Here is a 16,866-nt window from a genome sequence, read left to right on the forward strand (position 1 = left end):
GGCTCGACGCGGCGGCCCGGCAGCTCGACGCGGCCGAGGCGGCGCGCGACCGGGTGGCGGCGCTGACCGCCACCATCCGCGCCTTCGAGGAGGGGCTCGCGGCGATGCGCGCGGGCCTGCGCGAGGCGGCGATCCGGGAGGCGCAGATCGACCGCGACCTCGCGGCCCGGGACGCCGAGCTGGGCGAGCTTCTCGGCGTGCTGCAGGCGCTTGGCCGGGCGGAGCCCGCGCAGCAGCTCCTGCATCCCGAGGGGCCGCTCGGCGCGGCGCGGGCGGGCATGCTGGTCGCGTCGGTGACGCCCGCGCTCGCGGGCGCCGCGGACCGGCTGCGCGCCGATCTCGAGGAGGTCGCGACCCTGCGCCGGCTGCAGCAGGACGCGGCGGGCACGCTGCAGGAGGGGCTCGCGCAGCTGCAGGAGGCGCGCGCGGGCCTGTCGCAGGCCATCGCCGACCGCGGACCGCTGCCGCGGAAGTTCACCGAGGACGCGGTGCGCACGGCGATCCTGATCGCGGCGTCCGAGACGCTCGAGGGGTTCGCGAGCGGGCTGTCGGAGATCGCGGCGAACGGCGTCGAGGGCGACCCGCTGCCGCGCGTGGACGACCGCAAGGGCGCGCTGCCGCTGCCGGTGGCGGGCGAGGTGCTGCGCCGGGCGGGCGAGACCGACGCGGCGGGCGTCACCCGGCCGGGCATCGTGGTCGCGACGCGCCCGCGCGCGCTGGTGTCGACGCCGGTGCCGGCGACGTTGCGCTATCGCGGGCCGCTCCTCGATTACGGGATCGTGGCGATCCTCGAGCCGCAGCCGGACCTGCTGGTCGTGCTCGCGGGGCTCGACGTGGTCTACGGCGAGACCGGCGAGGTCCTGCCGGAGGGCGCGCCGGTCGGGCTGATGCCGGGCGAGGGACCGGACGGCGACGGCGGCATCCTGTCACCTTCGAGTGAAAGGGGTTTAACTCGCCGGTCCGAAACGCTCTATATTGAGGTCAGAGAGGGCAATCGCCCCGTGGACCCGCTGACGTGGTTCGCAACCGACAAGGGATGAGATCAGCATGAACAAGTTCGTCATGGCCGCCCTCGGCGGCACGCTGGCCGGGGCGGTCGCGACCACCCAGTTCGTCGGCCCGCTTCTGGCGCAGGAAAGCGAGAAGACCGTGTCGATCTACGAGCAGCTCGACCTGTTCGGCGACATCTTCGAGCGCATCCGGGCCCAGTACGTCGAGGACGTGGAAGAGGACGAGCTGATCGAGGCGGCCATCAACGGCATGCTGACCTCGCTCGATCCGCATTCGAGCTACCTGTCGCCCGACGACGCGCAGGCGATGCGCGTGCAGACCCGCGGGGAATTCGGCGGGCTCGGGATCGAGGTCACGCAGGAAGAGGGCTTCGTCAAGGTCGTCTCGCCCATCGACGGCACGCCCGCGGCCGAGGCCGGGATCGAGGCCGGGGACTTCATCACCCATGTCGACGGCGAATCCGTGCTGGGCCTGACGCTCGACGAGGCGGTGGACCTGATGCGGGGGCCGGTCGGATCGGAGATCGTCATCACCGTGGTGCGCGAGGGCGAGGACGAGCCCTTCGACATCGAGATCGTGCGCGACACGATCACGCTCACCGCGGTGCGCGCGCGCACCCAGGGCGACTCGGTCGTGCTGCGGATTACCACGTTCAACGACCAGACCTATCCGAACCTCGAGGCGGGCCTGCAGGAGCAGGTCGAGGCCGCCGGCGGCATGGACAACGTCAACGGCATCGTGCTCGACCTGCGCAACAACCCGGGCGGCCTGCTGAACCAGGCGATCAAGGTCTCGGACGCGTTCCTCGATGCGGGCGAGATCGTGTCGACGCGGGGACGCAACCCGGCCGACGGCGACCGCTACAACGCGACCGAGGGCGACCTCGTCGAGGGCAAGCCGATCGTGGTGCTGATCAATGGCGGCTCGGCCTCGGCGTCCGAGATCGTGGCGGGTGCGCTGCAGGATCACCGCCGCGCGATCGTCGTGGGTACCAAGAGCTTCGGCAAGGGGTCGGTGCAGACGGTGATGCCGCTGCGCGGCGACGGCGCCATGCGGCTGACCACGGCGCGCTACTACACGCCCTCGGGCCGGTCGATCCAGGCGCTGGGCGTGTCGCCCGACATCATCGTGGCGCAGCCCTCGCGCGACCCGGTGGACGAGGAGGCCCAGGAGAACGCCTCGGGTCTGCCGACCCGGTCCGAGGCCGACCTGCGCGGCGCTCTGAACAACGATTCGCTGTCCGAGGACGAGCTGCGCCAGATCGAGGAGGACCGCCAGCGGGCCGAGGATGCCGCGGCGCTGCGCGAGGAGGATTACCAGCTCGCCTACGCCATCGACATCCTGAAGGGCCTGTCGGCGCTCGGCCCCGAGGCCATGTCGGCGCTGCAGAAGGCCGAGGTCCAGACCGAGGACTAGACGCCGGCGCGACCGGCGCGAGACCAGGCGCCCCGTCCGGGACATTCCCGGGCGGGGCGTCCGTCGTTCCGGGGGGCTGGATCCGCGGCGCGCCAGCGGCTAGGCCCCGCGGCAGGTCCAGCCGAGCGGAGCGCCCCCATGACCCTGACCCCCAACGAGATCGCGAACCTGCCCTACCGCCCCTGCGTCGGCGTGATGCTGGCCAATCCCGCGGGCGAGGTGTTCGTCGGGCAGCGGCGGGACAGCGACGTGCCGGCCTGGCAGATGCCGCAGGGCGGGATCGATCCGGGCGAGGGACCGCGCGCCGCGGCGCTGCGCGAACTCGTGGAGGAGACCGGCGTGGGCGCGCACCTCGTCACCGTCGAAGCGGAGACGCCGGGATGGGTGCGCTACGACCTGCCACCCGAGCTGGTCGGCAAGGTGTGGAAGGGGCGCTTTCGCGGGCAGGAGCAGAAATGGTTCCTGCTGCGCTTTCACGGCAGCGATGCGGACATCGTCATCGAGACCGAGCATCCCGAATTCTCGGAATGGCGCTGGCTGCCGGCGGACGAGCTCGTCTCGAACATCGTGCCGTTCAAGCGCACGGTCTACGAGGAGGTGGTCGCGGCCTTCCGCGACCGCCTCTGAGCCGCGTCAGCGCAGCCGGTCGAGCACGCTGAGCGAGGCGTAGCCGTCAGGTTTCAGCCCCGCGGCGCGCTGGAAGCCGCGCAGCGCCGCGAGCGTGTTGGGCCCGATCCGGCCGTCGACCCCGCCGGTGTCGTAGCCTGCCGCGGTCAGGCGGCGCTGCAGCTCCTGCCGCTCGTCGAAGGTCAGCGCGCGCTCGTCCGCAGGCCAGCCGCCCCGGAAGGGGCCCGAGCCGCGCAGGCGGTCCGACAGGTGGCCCACCCCGATCACATAGGCATCGGCGGCGTTATAGCGCTCGATCGCGCGGAAGTTCCGCGAGATCAGGAACGCCACGCCGTCCGCGCCGGCGGGCAGCAGCAGCGATGCCGACCCGAAATCGCGCACCGGCGCCCCGTCCACGCCGCGCACCCCGAGCCGCGCCCAGTCCGACGGCATCTTCTCGATCGAGCGGTCGGCGAGGCTGTAGTCGAAATCCGCGGGCAGCTGCACCTCGACGCCCCAGGGCATGCCGAGGGTCCAGCCATGCTCGGCGAGGTAGTGCGCCGTCGACGCCAGCGCGTCGGTCGGGTCGTCCGACCAGATGTCGCGCCGGCCGTCGCCGGTGAAGTCGACCGCGAGCGCCTCGTAGGAGGTCGGGATGAACTGCGTGTGGCCCATGGCGCCGGCCCAGCTGCCGGTCATGGTCTCGGGGCCCGTGTCGCCGTTCTGCAGGATGCGCAGCGCCGCGATCAGCTGGTCCTCGAAGAACGCCGCGCGCCGGCCCTCGAAGGCGAGCGTGGCGAGCGAGCCCACGATGGGCTTCGTGCCGCGGAAGCTGCCATAGGCGCTTTCCATGCCCCAGATCGCCGCGACGACCTCCTTGTCGACGCCATAGGCCTCCTCGATCCGCTGCAGGACCGCACCATGCTCGGCGAGCGCCGCGCGGCCGTTGGCGATGCGCGTGTCGGACACGGCGCTGTCGAGGTATTGCCAGAGGGTCTTGGTGAACTCGGCCTGCGTCCGGTCGCGGGCGATCACGTCCGGGTCGTAGCGCGCGCCGGCGAAGGCCCGGTCGAAGGTGCCCGCGTCGATGCCCGCGGCGAGCGCGCGGGGCCGGAACTCGCGCACCCAGCCGGCAAAGCCCGCATGCTCCGCCCCGGCCTGCGGCGCCGCGGGGGTGGCGGCCGGCGTGGCTTCCGCCGGCCGGCGGGCGGGGCGCAGCGCCTCCTGCGGGGCCACGGTGGCCGCGGCGAGCGTCACCATCCGGACGCCGGCCGCGGGCCGTTCTGCGGGGCGCAGGGAGCGCTGGACGGGATCTGCGGACACCGCGCCGCAGATGAGCGAAAGGGCGGCCGCAAGGGCGGCTGGGCGCGCGTTCATCGGGATGTTCCTGCTGCTCGGGTTGTTTTCCCGAAGGATACACCAGAACGGCGGATTTCCAAAGCGCGGGCTCGGGCCGGGCGCCGGGCCGCCGACCGGCGGGGTGGTCAGCGCCGTGCGTCGCGGCGGCGCTTCACCTTGGCCTTGTCGTCCTTCTTCTTGGCGCGGACGAGCTTGCGGCGCGGAGGCGGGCCGCCGCCGGGCTTGCCGCCCGGGCGGCCGCGGGTGCCTCCGGGCTTGCCGCCCGGGCGCCGGCGCACGGGGCCGCGGGGCATGTCCGTCTCCTCGAGCGACAGGAGCTCGAGCCCGATGCCGCCGGTCACGGGCGCGGCCTCGACCAGACGCACGGTGACGCGCTGACCCGCGTGGATCAGCGTGCCGGTATCGGCCCCCATCAGCGTGCCGGCCTCGCGGTCGAAGTGGAAGAACTCGTTGCCGAGGCTCCGGATCGGCACCAGCCCGTCCGCGCCGGTCTCGTCGAGCTTGACGAAGACGCCGAACTTGGCGACCCCGCTGATCCGGCCGGTGAAGTCCGCCCCGATCCGGTCCGAGAGGAACGCGGCGAGGTAGCGGTCGGTGGTGTCGCGTTCGGCCACCATCGAGCGCCGCTCGGTTTCCGAGATGTGCGTCGCGGTCTGGTCGAGCCGGTCGAGCTCCTCCTCGGTCAGGCCGTCCTCGCCCCAGCCATGCGCCGAGACCAGCGCGCGGTGCACGATGAGGTCGGAATAGCGCCGGATCGGCGAGGTGAAATGCGCGTAATTGGCCAGCGCGAGACCGAAATGGCCGAAGTTCTTGGGGCTGTAATAGGCCTGCGTCATCGCGCGCAGCGTCGAGATGTTGATGAGCTCGGCCTCGTCGCGCCCCGCGGCCTGCGCCAGCAGCCGGTTCAGATGCGCGGTGGTCAGCACCTGTCCCTTGGCGAGGCTAAGGCCCGCGGCCTCGGCGGTGTCGCGCAGGGTCTCGAGCTTGTCCTCGGGCGGCTCCTCGTGGACGCGGAACAGCAGCGGGGTCTTGCGGCGGATCAGGGTCTCGGCGGCGGCGACGTTCGCCAGCACCATGAATTCCTCGATCATCCGGTGGGCGTCGAGCCGGTCGGTGAAGTTGACCGACAGGACCTTGCCCTCGGGCGAGAGGCGGATGCGCCGCTCGGGAAGGTCGAGGTCCAGCGGCTGGCGGCGTTCGCGCGCCGCGCGCAGGGCCGCGAAGGCCGCGTAGAGCGGGCGGATCACCTCGTCGAGCAGCGGTTCGGTGCGGTCGTCTGGCGCGCCGTCCATGGCGGCCTGCACCTGCTGGTAGGTCAGCGAGCGTGGCGATTTCATCAGCCCGCGGTGGAAGTCGTGGCGCAGCTTGTTGCCGGCCTCGTCGAGCACCATGCGCACCGCGATGCAGGCGCGCGGCACGCCCTCGTGCAGCGAGCAGAGGTCGCCCGACAGCCGGTCGGGCAGCATCGGCACCACGCGGTCGGGGAAGTAGCTGGAATTGCCGCGCTTGCGCGCCTCGCGGTCGAGCGCCGAGCCCGAGCGGACATAATGCGCCACGTCGGCGATCGCGACCCACAGGACGTGGCCGCCCGGGTTCTTCGGATCGTCGTCGGGTGCGGCGCAGACCGCGTCGTCGTGATCGCGCGCGTCCTCGGGGTCGATGGTGACGAGCGGCAGGTCGCGCAGGTCCTCGCGCCCCTTGAGGCCCGCGGGTTTCATCCGGTCGGCCTCGGCCAGGACGTCCTCGGGAAAGTCGTCCGGGATGCCGTGCTGGTGGATCGCGATCAGCGAGACCGCGCGCGGTTCGGACGGATCGCCGAGCCGCCCGGTGACGCGCGCCCTCGGCAGGCCCATGCGGCCCTTGGGTCCGGCCTGTTCTGCCTCGACCAGCTCGCCGTCGCGGGCGCCCGCGGTGGCGTCCGTGGCGACCATCCATTCGAGGTCCGCACCCTTGTCGATGGGCACGATGCGGCCGCCCTCGGTCCCCTTGCGGAAGATGCCGACGATGCGGCGGGGGCTTGCGCCGATGCGCCGGATCAGGCGCGCCTCGTAGTCGACGCCCTCGGTCGCCACCTCGGTCAGCCGCGCGAGGATGCGGTCGCCCTCGCCGAGCGCGGGGTCCGCGGCACGCGGGATCAGCAGCACGACGGGTTCCTTGCCCTCCCCGTGCCATTCGAGTGGCTGGGCATAGAGGTCGCCGTCGACCGAAGGCGCGCGCACCTGGAGGACCGAGACCGGAGGCAGCCGGTCGGGGTCGCGGTAGGTCTTCTTGCGCTTCTCGAGATGGCCCTCGGCCTCGAGCTCCTTCAGGAGGCGCTTGAGGTCGATGCGCTGTGCCCCCTTCACGCCGAAGGCCTTCGCGATGTCGCGCTTGGCGGTCTGGGTCGGGTTCTCGGAGATCCAGTCGAGGATCTGCGCCTTGGTCGGGATCTGGCTCATGGTTTCGCAGGTAGCACGCGGGCCGGGCGTCGTCATCCGGGAAGACGACGGGGCCCGGTTCAGGCGAAGTAGTCGCGCAGGATGCGGCCGTAGATCGCCTTGAGCGCGTGCACGTCGCCCACCGCCACGCGCTCGTCGACCGCGTGCATGGTGCGTCCCACGAGCCCGAACTCGACCACCGGGCAGTGGTCCTTTACGAAACGGGCGTCCGAGGTGCCGCCCGAGGTCGACAGGACCGGCGTCACGCCGCATTCGGCGGCGACCGCGGCCGACACGAGGTCGGTGAGCGGCCCGGGAGGGGTCAGGAAGCTTTCGCCCGACACGGTCACCGCGACCTCGGTGCGCGTGCCGAAGGCCGCGTCGGTCTCGGCCGCCTCGGTGCCGAGCCAGTCGGTCAGCGCGGCGCCGCTATGGGAGTCGTTGAAGCGGATGTTGAGCGTTGCGCGCGCCTCGGCCGGGATCACGTTGGTCGCGGGGTTGCCGGTGTCGATGGTGACGATGGCGAGCGTCGAGGGGTCGAAATGGTCGGTGCCGTGGTCGAGCGGGTGGCTGGCCAGCCGGTCGCAGAGCCGCACGAGCGCGTGCAGCGGGTTCACGGCGCGGTGCGGATAGGCGGAATGACCCTGCACGCCGCGCACCGTCAGCTGCGCATTGAGCGAGCCGCGGCGGCCGATCTTCATCATCTCGCCCATGCGGTCGGGGCAGGTCGGTTCGCCCACGAGGCAGACCGCCATGCGTTCGCCGCGCGTGTCCATCCAGTCGAGCAGCGCCCGCGTGCCGTCGACCGACGCGCCCTCCTCGTCGCCGGTGATGGCGAGGATCACCGCGCCGTCGGGCGGCGTCTCGGTCACGAAGTCCACGGCCGCGGCAACGAAGGCCGCGACGCCCGACTTCATGTCGGTGGTGCCGCGTCCCCAGACATGGCCGTCGCGTTCCTCGGCACCGAAAGGATCGGTCGACCACGACGCCGGATCGCCCACGGGCACGACATCGGTGTGCCCGTTGAAACCGAAGCTGCGCGCGTGCCCTTTCGCCCCCCAGCGGGCATAGAGGTTGTCGATGCCGCCCCGCGGCACCCGGTGGCACTCGAAGCCCGCGGCGGCGAGGGCCGCCTCCACGTGGCCGAGCGCACCCGCGTCGGCGGGCGTGACGGAGGGGCAGCGGACCAGGTCCTTGAGCAGGCTGACGGGATCGAGCGGCATGGGGCGTTTTCCTTCGCGCGGGCGGGCGCCGCCAGAGCTATCGCGAAGACGCGCTCTGCGCAAACACGCCTAGTCCTTGTCGAAGAAGGGGGTGACCTGCGCCACGATGACGGCGTTTTCGGCGAGCGCGCGGGCCATGAGCTCAGCCTCGTCCGCCTCGATCTCGTGGCCTTCGGCGAGGCGCTCGGCCTCGGTGCCGTAGCCGGTGACGTCGAGGGGGGCCATGTCGGCGGCCTTCAGGATCGCGACGGTCTCGCGTACTGCCTCGGCCTCGTCCACACCGGAGGCGTAGCACATGAGCGCCGCGCCGGTCGCGCCGTCGGGCAGGCCGTCGCCGGCCTTGCGGCCGACCTCGACCACGAGCGTGTAGACATCCTGTTTGCGCCGGTCCTTCGCCATGGGGGCGGCATGGGGCCACCCGCGGCGTTTGTCAACGCGTCGCGGGTGGCAGGGGGCCGCGTCGCGGCCCCCGCCCCGGTCGTGCGTGGCGCTAGCGCCGGATGGCGCGCCAGGCGCCGATGAGGATGCACGCGCCCGCGGCGCCCACGACGAGCTGGCCGATCCAGCCCCCGAGCGTCGACCCGGTCAGCGTGATGAGGATCCAGTTCAGCACCACCGCCCCGAGGATCCCGAGAATGATGTTCGTGAGCAGGCCGTGGTCCGCCTTCATGATCTTTTCGGCGATCCAGCCGGCGATCCCGCCCACGATGATTGCCGCAAGCCACCCTAATCCGGTCATGTCTGTCTCCTAGTTTGCCGGTTTGTGGAGGTCACGACGTCACCTCGACGGTGAGCGCCGTAAGATAGATGCCCATCATCAGCACGCTTTCGATGCCGATGCGCGCCGGCCCCTCGCGCTGGCGCAGGATCAGCCCGGCCAGGAGGACCGCCGTCATCAGGAGGCCGGTGCCGAGCCAGTAGATGTCGTTCGCCTCGATCGCGTGATAGATCGAGCCTTCGCGGTAGGCGGCGTCGCCCGCCACGAGGAAGAGCGTGTCGAAGGTGTTGCCGCCGATGATGCCGCCCACGGCGAGCTGCAGCGCGCCCCGGCGCACGGCGACAAGCGTGGTGACGAATTCCGGCAGCGAGGTCACGACCGCGGTGATGAGCGAGCCGACGAGGCTCGACGACAGGCCGAACCGGTCGATGAACTGCCCGCCGGCCTGCGCGATCACGAGCCCGCCCGCGCCCATGACGGCCACGAGCCCGACGAAGCGCAACGCGACGCCGCGCACCGGGCGGTCCGCCTCGTCCGGATCCTCGGGCGTGTCGCGGCGCGTGTCGGTCGTGCGCACGGGGCGCCACATCGGCTGTTCCTTGACGTCGCCCGCGAGGCGCACGCCGGCGATGTAGGCGAGGAAGAGGACGATCGAGACGGGGTGCACGCCGAGATAGGACACGTCGGGCCCGGCCACCGCGCAGAGCGGCAGGCTCAGCAGGATGATGAGAAGCACCGCCTGGAACAGGTTCGCGGGCTCCGCCGCCGAATGTTCGAGGTTCGCGCGCCGGTGCAGCAGGTCGGCGATGGCGAGGAACAGCGTCTGCGCGGCGATCCCGCCCACCGCGTTCGAGAAGGCGTAGCTCGCATCGCCCGAGAAGGCCGCGCTGACGGACACGACCACGCCCGAGAGCGAGGTCGCGGCGCCGAGGATGAGCCCGCCGGCCATGGCCTCGCCCATCCGGGTGCGGTCGGCGATGGCGTCGGCGAGGCCCGTCGCGCGGATCGACGCCGCGACGACAGCCGCGCCGGCGACCGCGAAGATGGCCAGAAGAAAGGGTAGTGGAAGGTTGTTCAGCATGTCCCGCGCCGCAAGAGGTCATCCTCCAACGACGCGGAACGCATTTGGTTTCACGCAAGTGTGCGCCGACCCCGTGAAAAGGCGGCTGATCAGTCGCGCAGAAGCTCGTTGATGCCCACCTTGGCACGGGTCTTCTCGTCCACGCGCTTGACGATCACGGCGCAGTAGAGGTTCACGCCGCCCGAGGACGGCATCGAGCCCGACACCACCACGGAATAGGGCGGCACCTCGCCATAGGTGACCTCGCCCGTGGCGCGGTCGACGATCTTGGTCGACTTGCCGATGTAGACGCCCATGCCGAGGACCGCGCCCTCGCGCACGATGCAGCCCTCGACCACCTCGGACCGCGCGCCGATGAAGCAGTTGTCCTCGATGATGGTGGGGTCGGCCTGCAGCGGCTCGAGCACGCCGCCGATGCCGACGCCGCCCGACAGGTGGACGTTCTTGCCGATCTGCGCGCAGGACCCGACGGTGGCCCAGGTGTCCACCATGGTGCCCTCGTCCACGTAGGCGCCGAGGTTCACGAAGGAGGGCATGAGCACCACGCCCTTGCCGATGAACGCCGAGTGACGGACGACGCAGTTCGGCACCGCGCGGAAGCCCGCTTCCTTCCAGTCCTTCTTCTTCCAGCCCTCGAACTTGCTGTCGACCTTGTCCCACCAGCCGCCGCCCTGCGGGCCGCCGGAATGCTTTTCCATGTCCTTGATGCGGAAGCCCAGCAGCACGGCCTTCTTGGCCCACTGGTTGACCTTCCAGGCGCCGTCCGCCTGCCGCTCGGCCACGCGGAGCGTGCCGCTGTCGAGCGCCGCGAGGGTCTCCTCGATGGCCTCGCGCGTGTCGCCCTTGGTGTCGGGCGTGATCGTGTCGCGCGCCTCCCAGGCGGCGTCGATGGCGGATTCCAGTTGCGCGATGTCCATGGGCGAGCTCCCTCCGGTGCTGTGTGCGGCGATGTCATAGCGCCGGGCCGGCCGCGAGGAAAGCCCGCTGGCGCGACCCGCCGTCGCTGGCGCGTCCGGCGGATCCGCGCTAGGCATGGGGCGATCCGATCCGAGGACCTCCATGAAAGACGACCGCAAGAGCCCCTTCCGCGATGCCGGCCGCGACCGCCGCACCGCGCGGGAGGTTCCCGATACGCCCCAGACCCGTTCGCCGTCCTACCGCCTGGCCTTTGCCGACGACGATTTCCTGTGCCGCCGCGAACTGCGTCCGGTGCGCCTGCAGCTCGAGCTCCTGAAGCCCGAGATGCTGCTCGACGAGCAGGGCATCACGTCGACCATCGTGCTGTTCGGCGGCGCCCGCATCCCGTCCGAGGCGATCCATGCCCGGACCGAGGCGCTGGGCAGCATGTCGCGCTACTACGAGGAGGCGCGCGCCTTCGCCATGCGCATGACCGAGAAGTCGCTCGAGACCGGGGGCTCCGAATACGTGATCGTCACCGGCGGCGGCCCGGGCGTGATGGAGGCCGGAAACCGCGGCGCGCAGGAGGCGGGCGGGCGGTCCATCGGGCTCAACATCGTGCTGCCGCACGAGCAGGCGCCCAACCCTTACGTGACGCCGGAGCTGGCCTTCAACTTCCACTACTTCGCGATCCGCAAGATGCATTTCCTGATGCGGGCGCGGGCGGTCTGCGTGTTCCCGGGCGGCTTCGGCACCATGGACGAGCTGTTCGAGACGCTGACGCTGATCCAGACGGGCCGCATGTGGCGGGTGCCGGTCCTGCTGTTCGGCAAGGAGTTCTGGGAGGGCGTGGTGAACTGGGAGGCGCTGGCCGAGGCCGGCACGATCAGCCGCGAGGACCTCGACCTCTTCCGCTACGTCGACAACGCCGAGGAGGCGACGGCGCTGATCGAGAACTGGACGCCCGAACCGCCGCGCGACGGCGTGCCGGGGCGCTGACCCGCGCCCCGAACCCGGTCAGGACAGGGCGGTGCCGCGCTCGGGCTGCACGGTCTCTTCCTTGGCGCGTTCGACCCAGCGCAGGATCACCTGCCGCGCCAGGTCCTCGTCCATCGTGGCGATGGCGCGCTTGAGGTCCTTCATGGCGTTCGCCATCTCGATCTCGGACAGGTAGCCTTCCTGCGCGCGCAGGATCTTGCTGTGCGGCGTGGTCAGCATGTCGGACGAGATCAGCAGTTCCTCGTGCAGCTTTTCGCCGGGGCGCAGGCCGGTGATGCGGATCTCGATGTCGCCGTCGGGATTCTCGGCGTCCTTCACCGTGTGGCCGGCACCCTCGATCATCTGGCGGGCGAGCTTCCGGATCGGGACGGGGTCGCCCATGTCGAGCACGAAGAGGTCGCCGCCCCGCGCGAAGGACCCCGCGAGCAGCACGAGGCGCGCCGCCTCGGAGATCGTCATGAAGTAGCGCGTGACGTTGGGATCGGTCAGGGTGACCGGTCCGCCGCGTTCGATCTGTTCCTCGAAGAGAGGGATCACCGATCCCGAGGACCCGAGCACGTTGCCGAAGCGCACCATCGAGAATCGCGTCTCGGTCGAGCGGGTGGCGAGGTCCTGGATCACGAGTTCTGCCAGCCGCTTCGACGCGCCCATCACGTTGGTCGGGCGCACGGCCTTGTCCGAGGAGACGAGGATGAACCGCTCGACGCCCGCGTCGCGCGCCGCGTCGCCCAGCACCTTGGTGCCGATGACGTTGTTGCGCAGGCCGTTCAGGACGTTGCACTCGACGAGCGGCACGTGCTTGTAGGCGGCCGCGTGCAGCACGACGTCAATGTCGTGATCGCCGATCACCCGGCGCACCAGCTGGTCGTCGAGGACGGAGCCCAGGATCGGCACGACGTTCATGGTGCCGCCGATCTCGCGCAGTTCCTTCTCGATCGTGTAGAGCGAGAGTTCAGAATGGTCGAGCAGCACCACGCAGTGCGGCCGGCAGGCGATCAGCTGGCGGCAGAGTTCCGACCCGATGGAGCCGCCCGCGCCGGTCACGAGGATGCGGCGGCCGGAATAGGCGTGGCTGACGCCGGGCAGCTCGGATTCGAGCCGGTTGCGGCCGAGGAGGTCGTCGAGTGCCACCGCGGCGGACCTGCGGCGCATGTCGCCGTGGCCCACGAGTTCGGCGAAGGACGGCAGCGCGTGCACCTCGCAGCCGATCTTGCGCAGGCCGTGCGCGATGCGCGCCTGCCGCGGCTGGCTGATCGAGGGCATGGCGAGCACGACGCGGTCGATGCGGTTCTCGGCAACGAGCGTCTTGATCTTGGAGGGCGCGTAGACGGGAAGGCCCGAGATGCGCAGGGTCTGCAGCGTCGGGTTGTCGTCTACGAAGGCCACGGGATGCGCGGCATAGTCGCTTTTCAGCGCCGCGACGAGCTGCTGGCCGGTATGGCCGGCGCCGTAGATAAGCACCCGGATGTGCTGGTGGCCGCGGCGGTAGATCTCGATCAGCCACTGCCGCAGCAGGATCCGCCAGCCGGCGCCGAAGACGAGGAAGAGGAACGCGAAGATCACGAAGACCGCGACCGGTAGCGGATGCCCGGCGGCGGCGTTCAGCAGTGCACCGCTCGCCCCGACCGCGACGGCGAAGATGCCGGTCAGGACGATGCCGCGCGTCTCGTAGGCGTTGAGCTTGATCTTGGGCAGGCCCATGGCGAGCGACACGCCGATGCCGACGAAGCACATGGCGACCGCGAGCGGTGCGAGCGCCGCGAGCGTGGGAATGTCGAGCCGTGTCTGGCCATTGAGGGCAAGCGCGAGGCCCACCGTCACGAACGACATCGCCGCGTCCATCAGCAGGAAGGCCAGTTCCTTCTGCTTGCGGCTCATGGCGGTCACGAGGCGGTAGAGCATGGCATCATCCATTGGGCGCAAGTCTTTGAAAAAGGTCATGGGCCTAAGCGTGATCGAGCGTGCTGAGCCGAATGGTACCCTGCCACCCAATTCATGAACATGAACGTTGCCAACCCAAAATTCCGCTGAGGGGCGCTCAACATATACGCCTTCGCCGTTTCTTTGGACAAGCGCGCCATGCTGCAATTGCAAAATGGCGGGGAGTGTTCGGCGGATTCCCGCCGAAATTGTGTGCATCCGCCGCGGATCCGTGCCGCGATTCGCGCCGCGCGACCGCGGGCATTCCTCCCTTTCCGATGCCGCGACGCTCATGTAAACGGCTCTGGACCGGGGCGGACCGCGCGCGGGACGTCGTTTCGCGCCGCCGCCCCCGCAGAACAAGGGAGCCGATCATGGGTTACAAGGTTGTCGTCGCGGGTGCCACCGGAAACGTGGGCCGCGAAATGCTGAACATCCTCGCCGAGCGCGAGTTTCCGGTCGACGAGATCGCGGTGCTCGCGTCGCGGCGGTCGCTGGGAACCGAGGTGAGCTACGGGGACCGCACGCTCAAGACGCAGGACCTCGACACGTTCGACTTCACCGGCTGGGACATGGCGCTGTTCGCGATCGGCTCGGATGCGACCAAGACCTATGCGCCCAAGGCCGCCGCGGCGGGCTGCGTCGTGATCGACAACTCGTCGCTCTATCGCTACGACCCGGACGTGCCGCTGGTGGTGCCCGAGGTGAACCCCGAAGCGGTCGAGGGTTACGCCAAGAAGAACATCATCGCGAACCCCAACTGCTCGACCGCGCAGATGGTCGTGGCGCTGAAGCCGCTGCATGACCGCGCCCGGATCAAGCGCGTCGTTGTGTCCACCTACCAGTCGGTGTCGGGCGCCGGGAAGGCGGGCATGGACGAGCTCTGGGACCAGACCAAGGCCGTCTACAACCCCACCGCTGACGTGAAGCCGTCGAAATTCCAGAAGCAGATCGCCTTCAACGTGATCCCGCATATCGACGTCTTCATGGAGGACGGATCCACCAAGGAAGAGTGGAAGATGGTGGCCGAGACGAAGAAGATCGTCGATCCCTCCATCCGGCTCACCGCGACCTGCGTGCGCGTGCCCGTCTTCGTCGGCCATGCCGAGGCGATCAACATCGAGTTCGAGGAATTCCTCGACGAGGACGAGGCACGCGACATCCTGCGCGAGGCCCCGGGCATCATGGTGATCGACAAGCGCGAGGACGGCGGCTACGTCACCCCGATCGAATGCGTGGGCGACTTCGCGACCTTCATCAGCCGCATCCGGCAGGATTCCACCATCGAGAACGGGCTGAACCTCTGGTGCGTGTCGGACAACCTGCGCAAGGGCGCGGCGCTCAACGCCGTGCAGATCGCCGAGACGCTGGGCAACCGGGTGCTCAAGAAGGGCTGATCGCGGGCGAATCGTCCAAGGAAATCCGGGAAGGCGCGTCGCCGCGGGCGGCGCGCCTTCTGCGTTCCTGCAGTTGGGGGTTGCACCGCGATACTGCCCGGCACGCAGCCCGCGTGGCGTCGTCCGCGCGCCGCCCGCAGGGCCCGGGGGATTGTGTCGCCGCGGCCACGAAATCCTGCGCCTGCGCGGCCTTTTTTCAAGGTCGGCGGATCCTGACTTTGAAAGGGTCCGGTCCGGACATATTCTGGGCGGATAGATTGCTAATGCATTGAATCAGGACATTTGAACGGTGCTCAGGGTGATCGGAATGGCACAACACACGAAACCGAACGATGCGGATGCGGGGCTGCCCCATCCGCTGGACCACGAAAGCCGCGCGCTGCTGGTGCGCTGCCTCGCGCCGATCCTGTCGGCGGCCAGCGACTGGGCGGGACTGTCCGCGCGGCTCGCCGCAAAGGGCTATCGGCTGCATTTCCGCGCCGGGCGGCTCGTGATCGTGGACACCATGTCCGAGCAGCCGGTCTGCACCGGCGCCGACATCGGCGTGCCGATGCAGACGCTGGTCGGGCGGCTCGGCCGTCCGGTGATCCGCGCCGGCCGCGACGGGACGTCGGGCAGCCTCGCCTGAGCCGGCGCGGTCCGGGGTCAGACCGGCACGAAGCGCCGCTCGACGGCGTCGAAATATTCGAGTTCCCCGGCGCCGATCTCGGTCCAGAGGCCATGCAGGCTCAGCGTGCGCGCCTCGACCGCGCTGCGCACGAACGGGAACGTCATCAGGTTCTCGAGGCTGACCAGCACCGCCTCCTTCTCGAGCGCACGCGCCTGGTCGGCCTCGGGCACGATGTCCTTCACGCGGGCATAGCCCGGACGCAGAAGGTCCATCCAGCGGCCGACGAAGCTCGATTGCTCCTCGAGTTCGGGCGCGCGGCCCGCGCACATGTCGAGGCAGCCCTGCACGCCCCCGCAGCGCGAATGGCCGAGCACGATCAGGTGCGACACCTCGAGCGCCGTCACCGCGTATTCGAGCGCCGCCGAGGTGCCGTGCTGCGCGCCGTCCGGCTGGTGCGGCGGCACCAGGTTCGCGATGTTGCGGTGGATGAAGAACTCGCCTGAATCCGCGCCGAAGATCGAGGTCACGTGCACGCGGCTGTCGCAGCAGGAGATCACCATCGACCGTGGACGCTGGCCCTCTGACGCGAGCCTGCGGTACCAGCTGCTGTTCTCGGCAAAGGTCGTTGCCTTCCATCCGTGGTAACGCTGGACCAGCAGGCTTGGCAGGGGCTTGGCGTGCTGCATTCTGGTCTCCGTGACTGGCTCGGGGGATCCGATACGACCGATTTGGGCCGATTTCGAGGGAAAAGGCATGTGCGCATCAACGTTTCGGGAAGCGTGATGCGCCAGTCTGCGTTCCGGGTGCGGGGTGCGTGGAGGGTATTCGGAATGGAGGTCGTGACGTTTCCGGCGCCGGATGAGGCCGTCCGTCTGGACGCCGAGCGGCTGCGCCGCCTCTGCCGGCGCGAGGACCCGCGCCACGCGGAGGAGATCGTGTGCCGCATGATGGAGGAGGTCGCGCTGCTCCTCGCCGAGATCGAGCGCCGCTGGCAGGACGAGGACTGGATGGGCATGCACCTGCGGCTCCTCGAACTGGACGCGCGGGCGGAAACGCTGGGCATGGTGGCCCTGTCGCGGACCGGCACGGCGGTCCGCACCTGCCTCGCGGGCGGCGACGCGGTTGCCTTGTCCGCCACGCTCGCGCGGCTGCTGCGGGTCGGGGAACGCTCGCTGATGGCGGTGTGGGATCGGCAGGACCTGATGCCCTGAG

16 protein-coding genes are annotated in these 16,866 nt (G+C 70.2%); 7 read left to right on the forward strand and 9 right to left on the reverse strand.

Features of this window, described 5'->3' with window-relative positions; all coding sequences use genetic code 11:
• The 3 genes from RISW2_RS25070 to RISW2_RS16780 form a co-directional block, all read left to right on the forward strand.
• Nucleotides 1-1,040: murein hydrolase activator EnvC family protein (locus RISW2_RS25070; RefSeq protein ID WP_043773382.1), on the forward strand; the 1,040-nt coding region annotated here is incomplete at its 5' end.
• A gap of 7 nt (nt 1,041-1,047) precedes the next feature.
• Nucleotides 1,048-2,427, forward strand: a complete 1,380-nt coding sequence (locus tag RISW2_RS16775) for a S41 family peptidase (protein ID WP_043773383.1) — start codon at nt 1,048-1,050, stop codon at nt 2,425-2,427.
• A 144-nt stretch (nt 2,428-2,571) separates the two neighbouring features.
• Nucleotides 2,572-3,054, forward strand: coding sequence for an RNA pyrophosphohydrolase (locus RISW2_RS16780; RefSeq protein WP_043773455.1), 483 nt, complete (start codon nt 2,572-2,574; stop codon nt 3,052-3,054).
• Between the two features lie 6 nt (nt 3,055-3,060).
• On the opposite strand, the gene RISW2_RS16785 is transcribed toward RISW2_RS16780, so the two are convergent.
• The 7 genes from RISW2_RS16785 to dapD form a co-directional block, all read right to left on the reverse strand.
• Nucleotides 3,061-4,410 (reverse strand): lytic murein transglycosylase, encoded by a 1,350-nt coding sequence (locus RISW2_RS16785; protein ID WP_043773384.1) that lies wholly within the window; start codon nt 4,408-4,410, stop codon nt 3,061-3,063.
• A 107-nt stretch (nt 4,411-4,517) separates the two neighbouring features.
• Entirely contained in the window at nt 4,518-6,830 is a 2,313-nt protein-coding gene (rnr, locus tag RISW2_RS16790; protein WP_043773385.1) for a ribonuclease R, read from the reverse strand.
• A 59-nt stretch (nt 6,831-6,889) separates the two neighbouring features.
• Nucleotides 6,890-8,032, reverse strand: coding sequence for a succinyl-diaminopimelate desuccinylase (gene dapE, locus RISW2_RS16795; protein WP_043773386.1), 1,143 nt, complete (start codon nt 8,030-8,032; stop codon nt 6,890-6,892).
• A 69-nt stretch (nt 8,033-8,101) separates the two neighbouring features.
• Nucleotides 8,102-8,431, reverse strand: a complete 330-nt coding sequence (locus RISW2_RS16800; protein WP_043773387.1) for a hypothetical protein — start codon at nt 8,429-8,431, stop codon at nt 8,102-8,104.
• 91 nt (nt 8,432-8,522) lie between these two features.
• Nucleotides 8,523-8,771 (reverse strand): GlsB/YeaQ/YmgE family stress response membrane protein, encoded by a 249-nt coding sequence (locus tag RISW2_RS16805; protein ID WP_043773388.1) that lies wholly within the window; start codon nt 8,769-8,771, stop codon nt 8,523-8,525.
• Between the two features lie 31 nt (nt 8,772-8,802).
• Nucleotides 8,803-9,831 (reverse strand): sodium:calcium antiporter, encoded by a 1,029-nt coding sequence (locus RISW2_RS16810; protein ID WP_043773389.1) that lies wholly within the window; start codon nt 9,829-9,831, stop codon nt 8,803-8,805.
• A gap of 89 nt (nt 9,832-9,920) precedes the next feature.
• Nucleotides 9,921-10,748, reverse strand: a complete 828-nt coding sequence (gene dapD, locus RISW2_RS16815) for a 2,3,4,5-tetrahydropyridine-2,6-dicarboxylate N-succinyltransferase (RefSeq protein ID WP_043773390.1) — start codon at nt 10,746-10,748, stop codon at nt 9,921-9,923.
• A gap of 142 nt (nt 10,749-10,890) precedes the next feature.
• On the opposite strand from dapD, the gene RISW2_RS16820 reads away from it, so the two are divergent.
• Nucleotides 10,891-11,727, forward strand: coding sequence for an LOG family protein (locus RISW2_RS16820; protein ID WP_043773391.1), 837 nt, complete (start codon nt 10,891-10,893; stop codon nt 11,725-11,727).
• Between the two features lie 18 nt (nt 11,728-11,745).
• Here RISW2_RS16820 and RISW2_RS16825 read toward each other — a convergent pair whose 3' ends face one another.
• Nucleotides 11,746-13,641, reverse strand: coding sequence for a polysaccharide biosynthesis protein (locus RISW2_RS16825; protein ID WP_425277795.1), 1,896 nt, complete (start codon nt 13,639-13,641; stop codon nt 11,746-11,748).
• 380 nt (nt 13,642-14,021) lie between these two features.
• Between RISW2_RS16825 and RISW2_RS16830 the strand changes: the two genes are divergently transcribed.
• Nucleotides 14,022-15,044, forward strand: coding sequence for an aspartate-semialdehyde dehydrogenase (locus RISW2_RS16830; protein ID WP_043773392.1), 1,023 nt, complete (start codon nt 14,022-14,024; stop codon nt 15,042-15,044).
• A 307-nt stretch (nt 15,045-15,351) separates the two neighbouring features.
• Nucleotides 15,352-15,672 carry a hypothetical protein gene (locus tag RISW2_RS16835; RefSeq protein ID WP_043773393.1) on the forward strand — a complete coding sequence of 107 codons (321 nt, stop codon included), beginning with the start codon at nt 15,352-15,354 and terminating at the stop codon, nt 15,670-15,672.
• Nucleotides 15,673-15,689: 17 nt separating this feature from the next.
• Here the strand turns inward: RISW2_RS16835 and RISW2_RS16840 are convergent, their stop codons facing one another.
• Nucleotides 15,690-16,340, reverse strand: a complete 651-nt coding sequence (locus tag RISW2_RS16840) for a carbonic anhydrase (RefSeq protein ID WP_043773394.1) — start codon at nt 16,338-16,340, stop codon at nt 15,690-15,692.
• Nucleotides 16,341-16,484: 144 nt separating this feature from the next.
• Here RISW2_RS16840 and RISW2_RS16845 point away from each other — a divergent pair, with 144 nt between their 5' ends.
• Nucleotides 16,485-16,865: a hypothetical protein gene (locus RISW2_RS16845; RefSeq protein WP_043773395.1), complete on the forward strand. Its 381-nt coding sequence runs from the start codon at nt 16,485-16,487 to the stop codon at nt 16,863-16,865.
• Nucleotide 16,866: the final 1 nt, after the last annotated feature.

It is taken from the genome of Roseivivax isoporae LMG 25204 (genome assembly GCF_000521865.1).
Lineage (GTDB): Bacteria > Pseudomonadota > Alphaproteobacteria > Rhodobacterales > Rhodobacteraceae > Roseivivax > Roseivivax isoporae.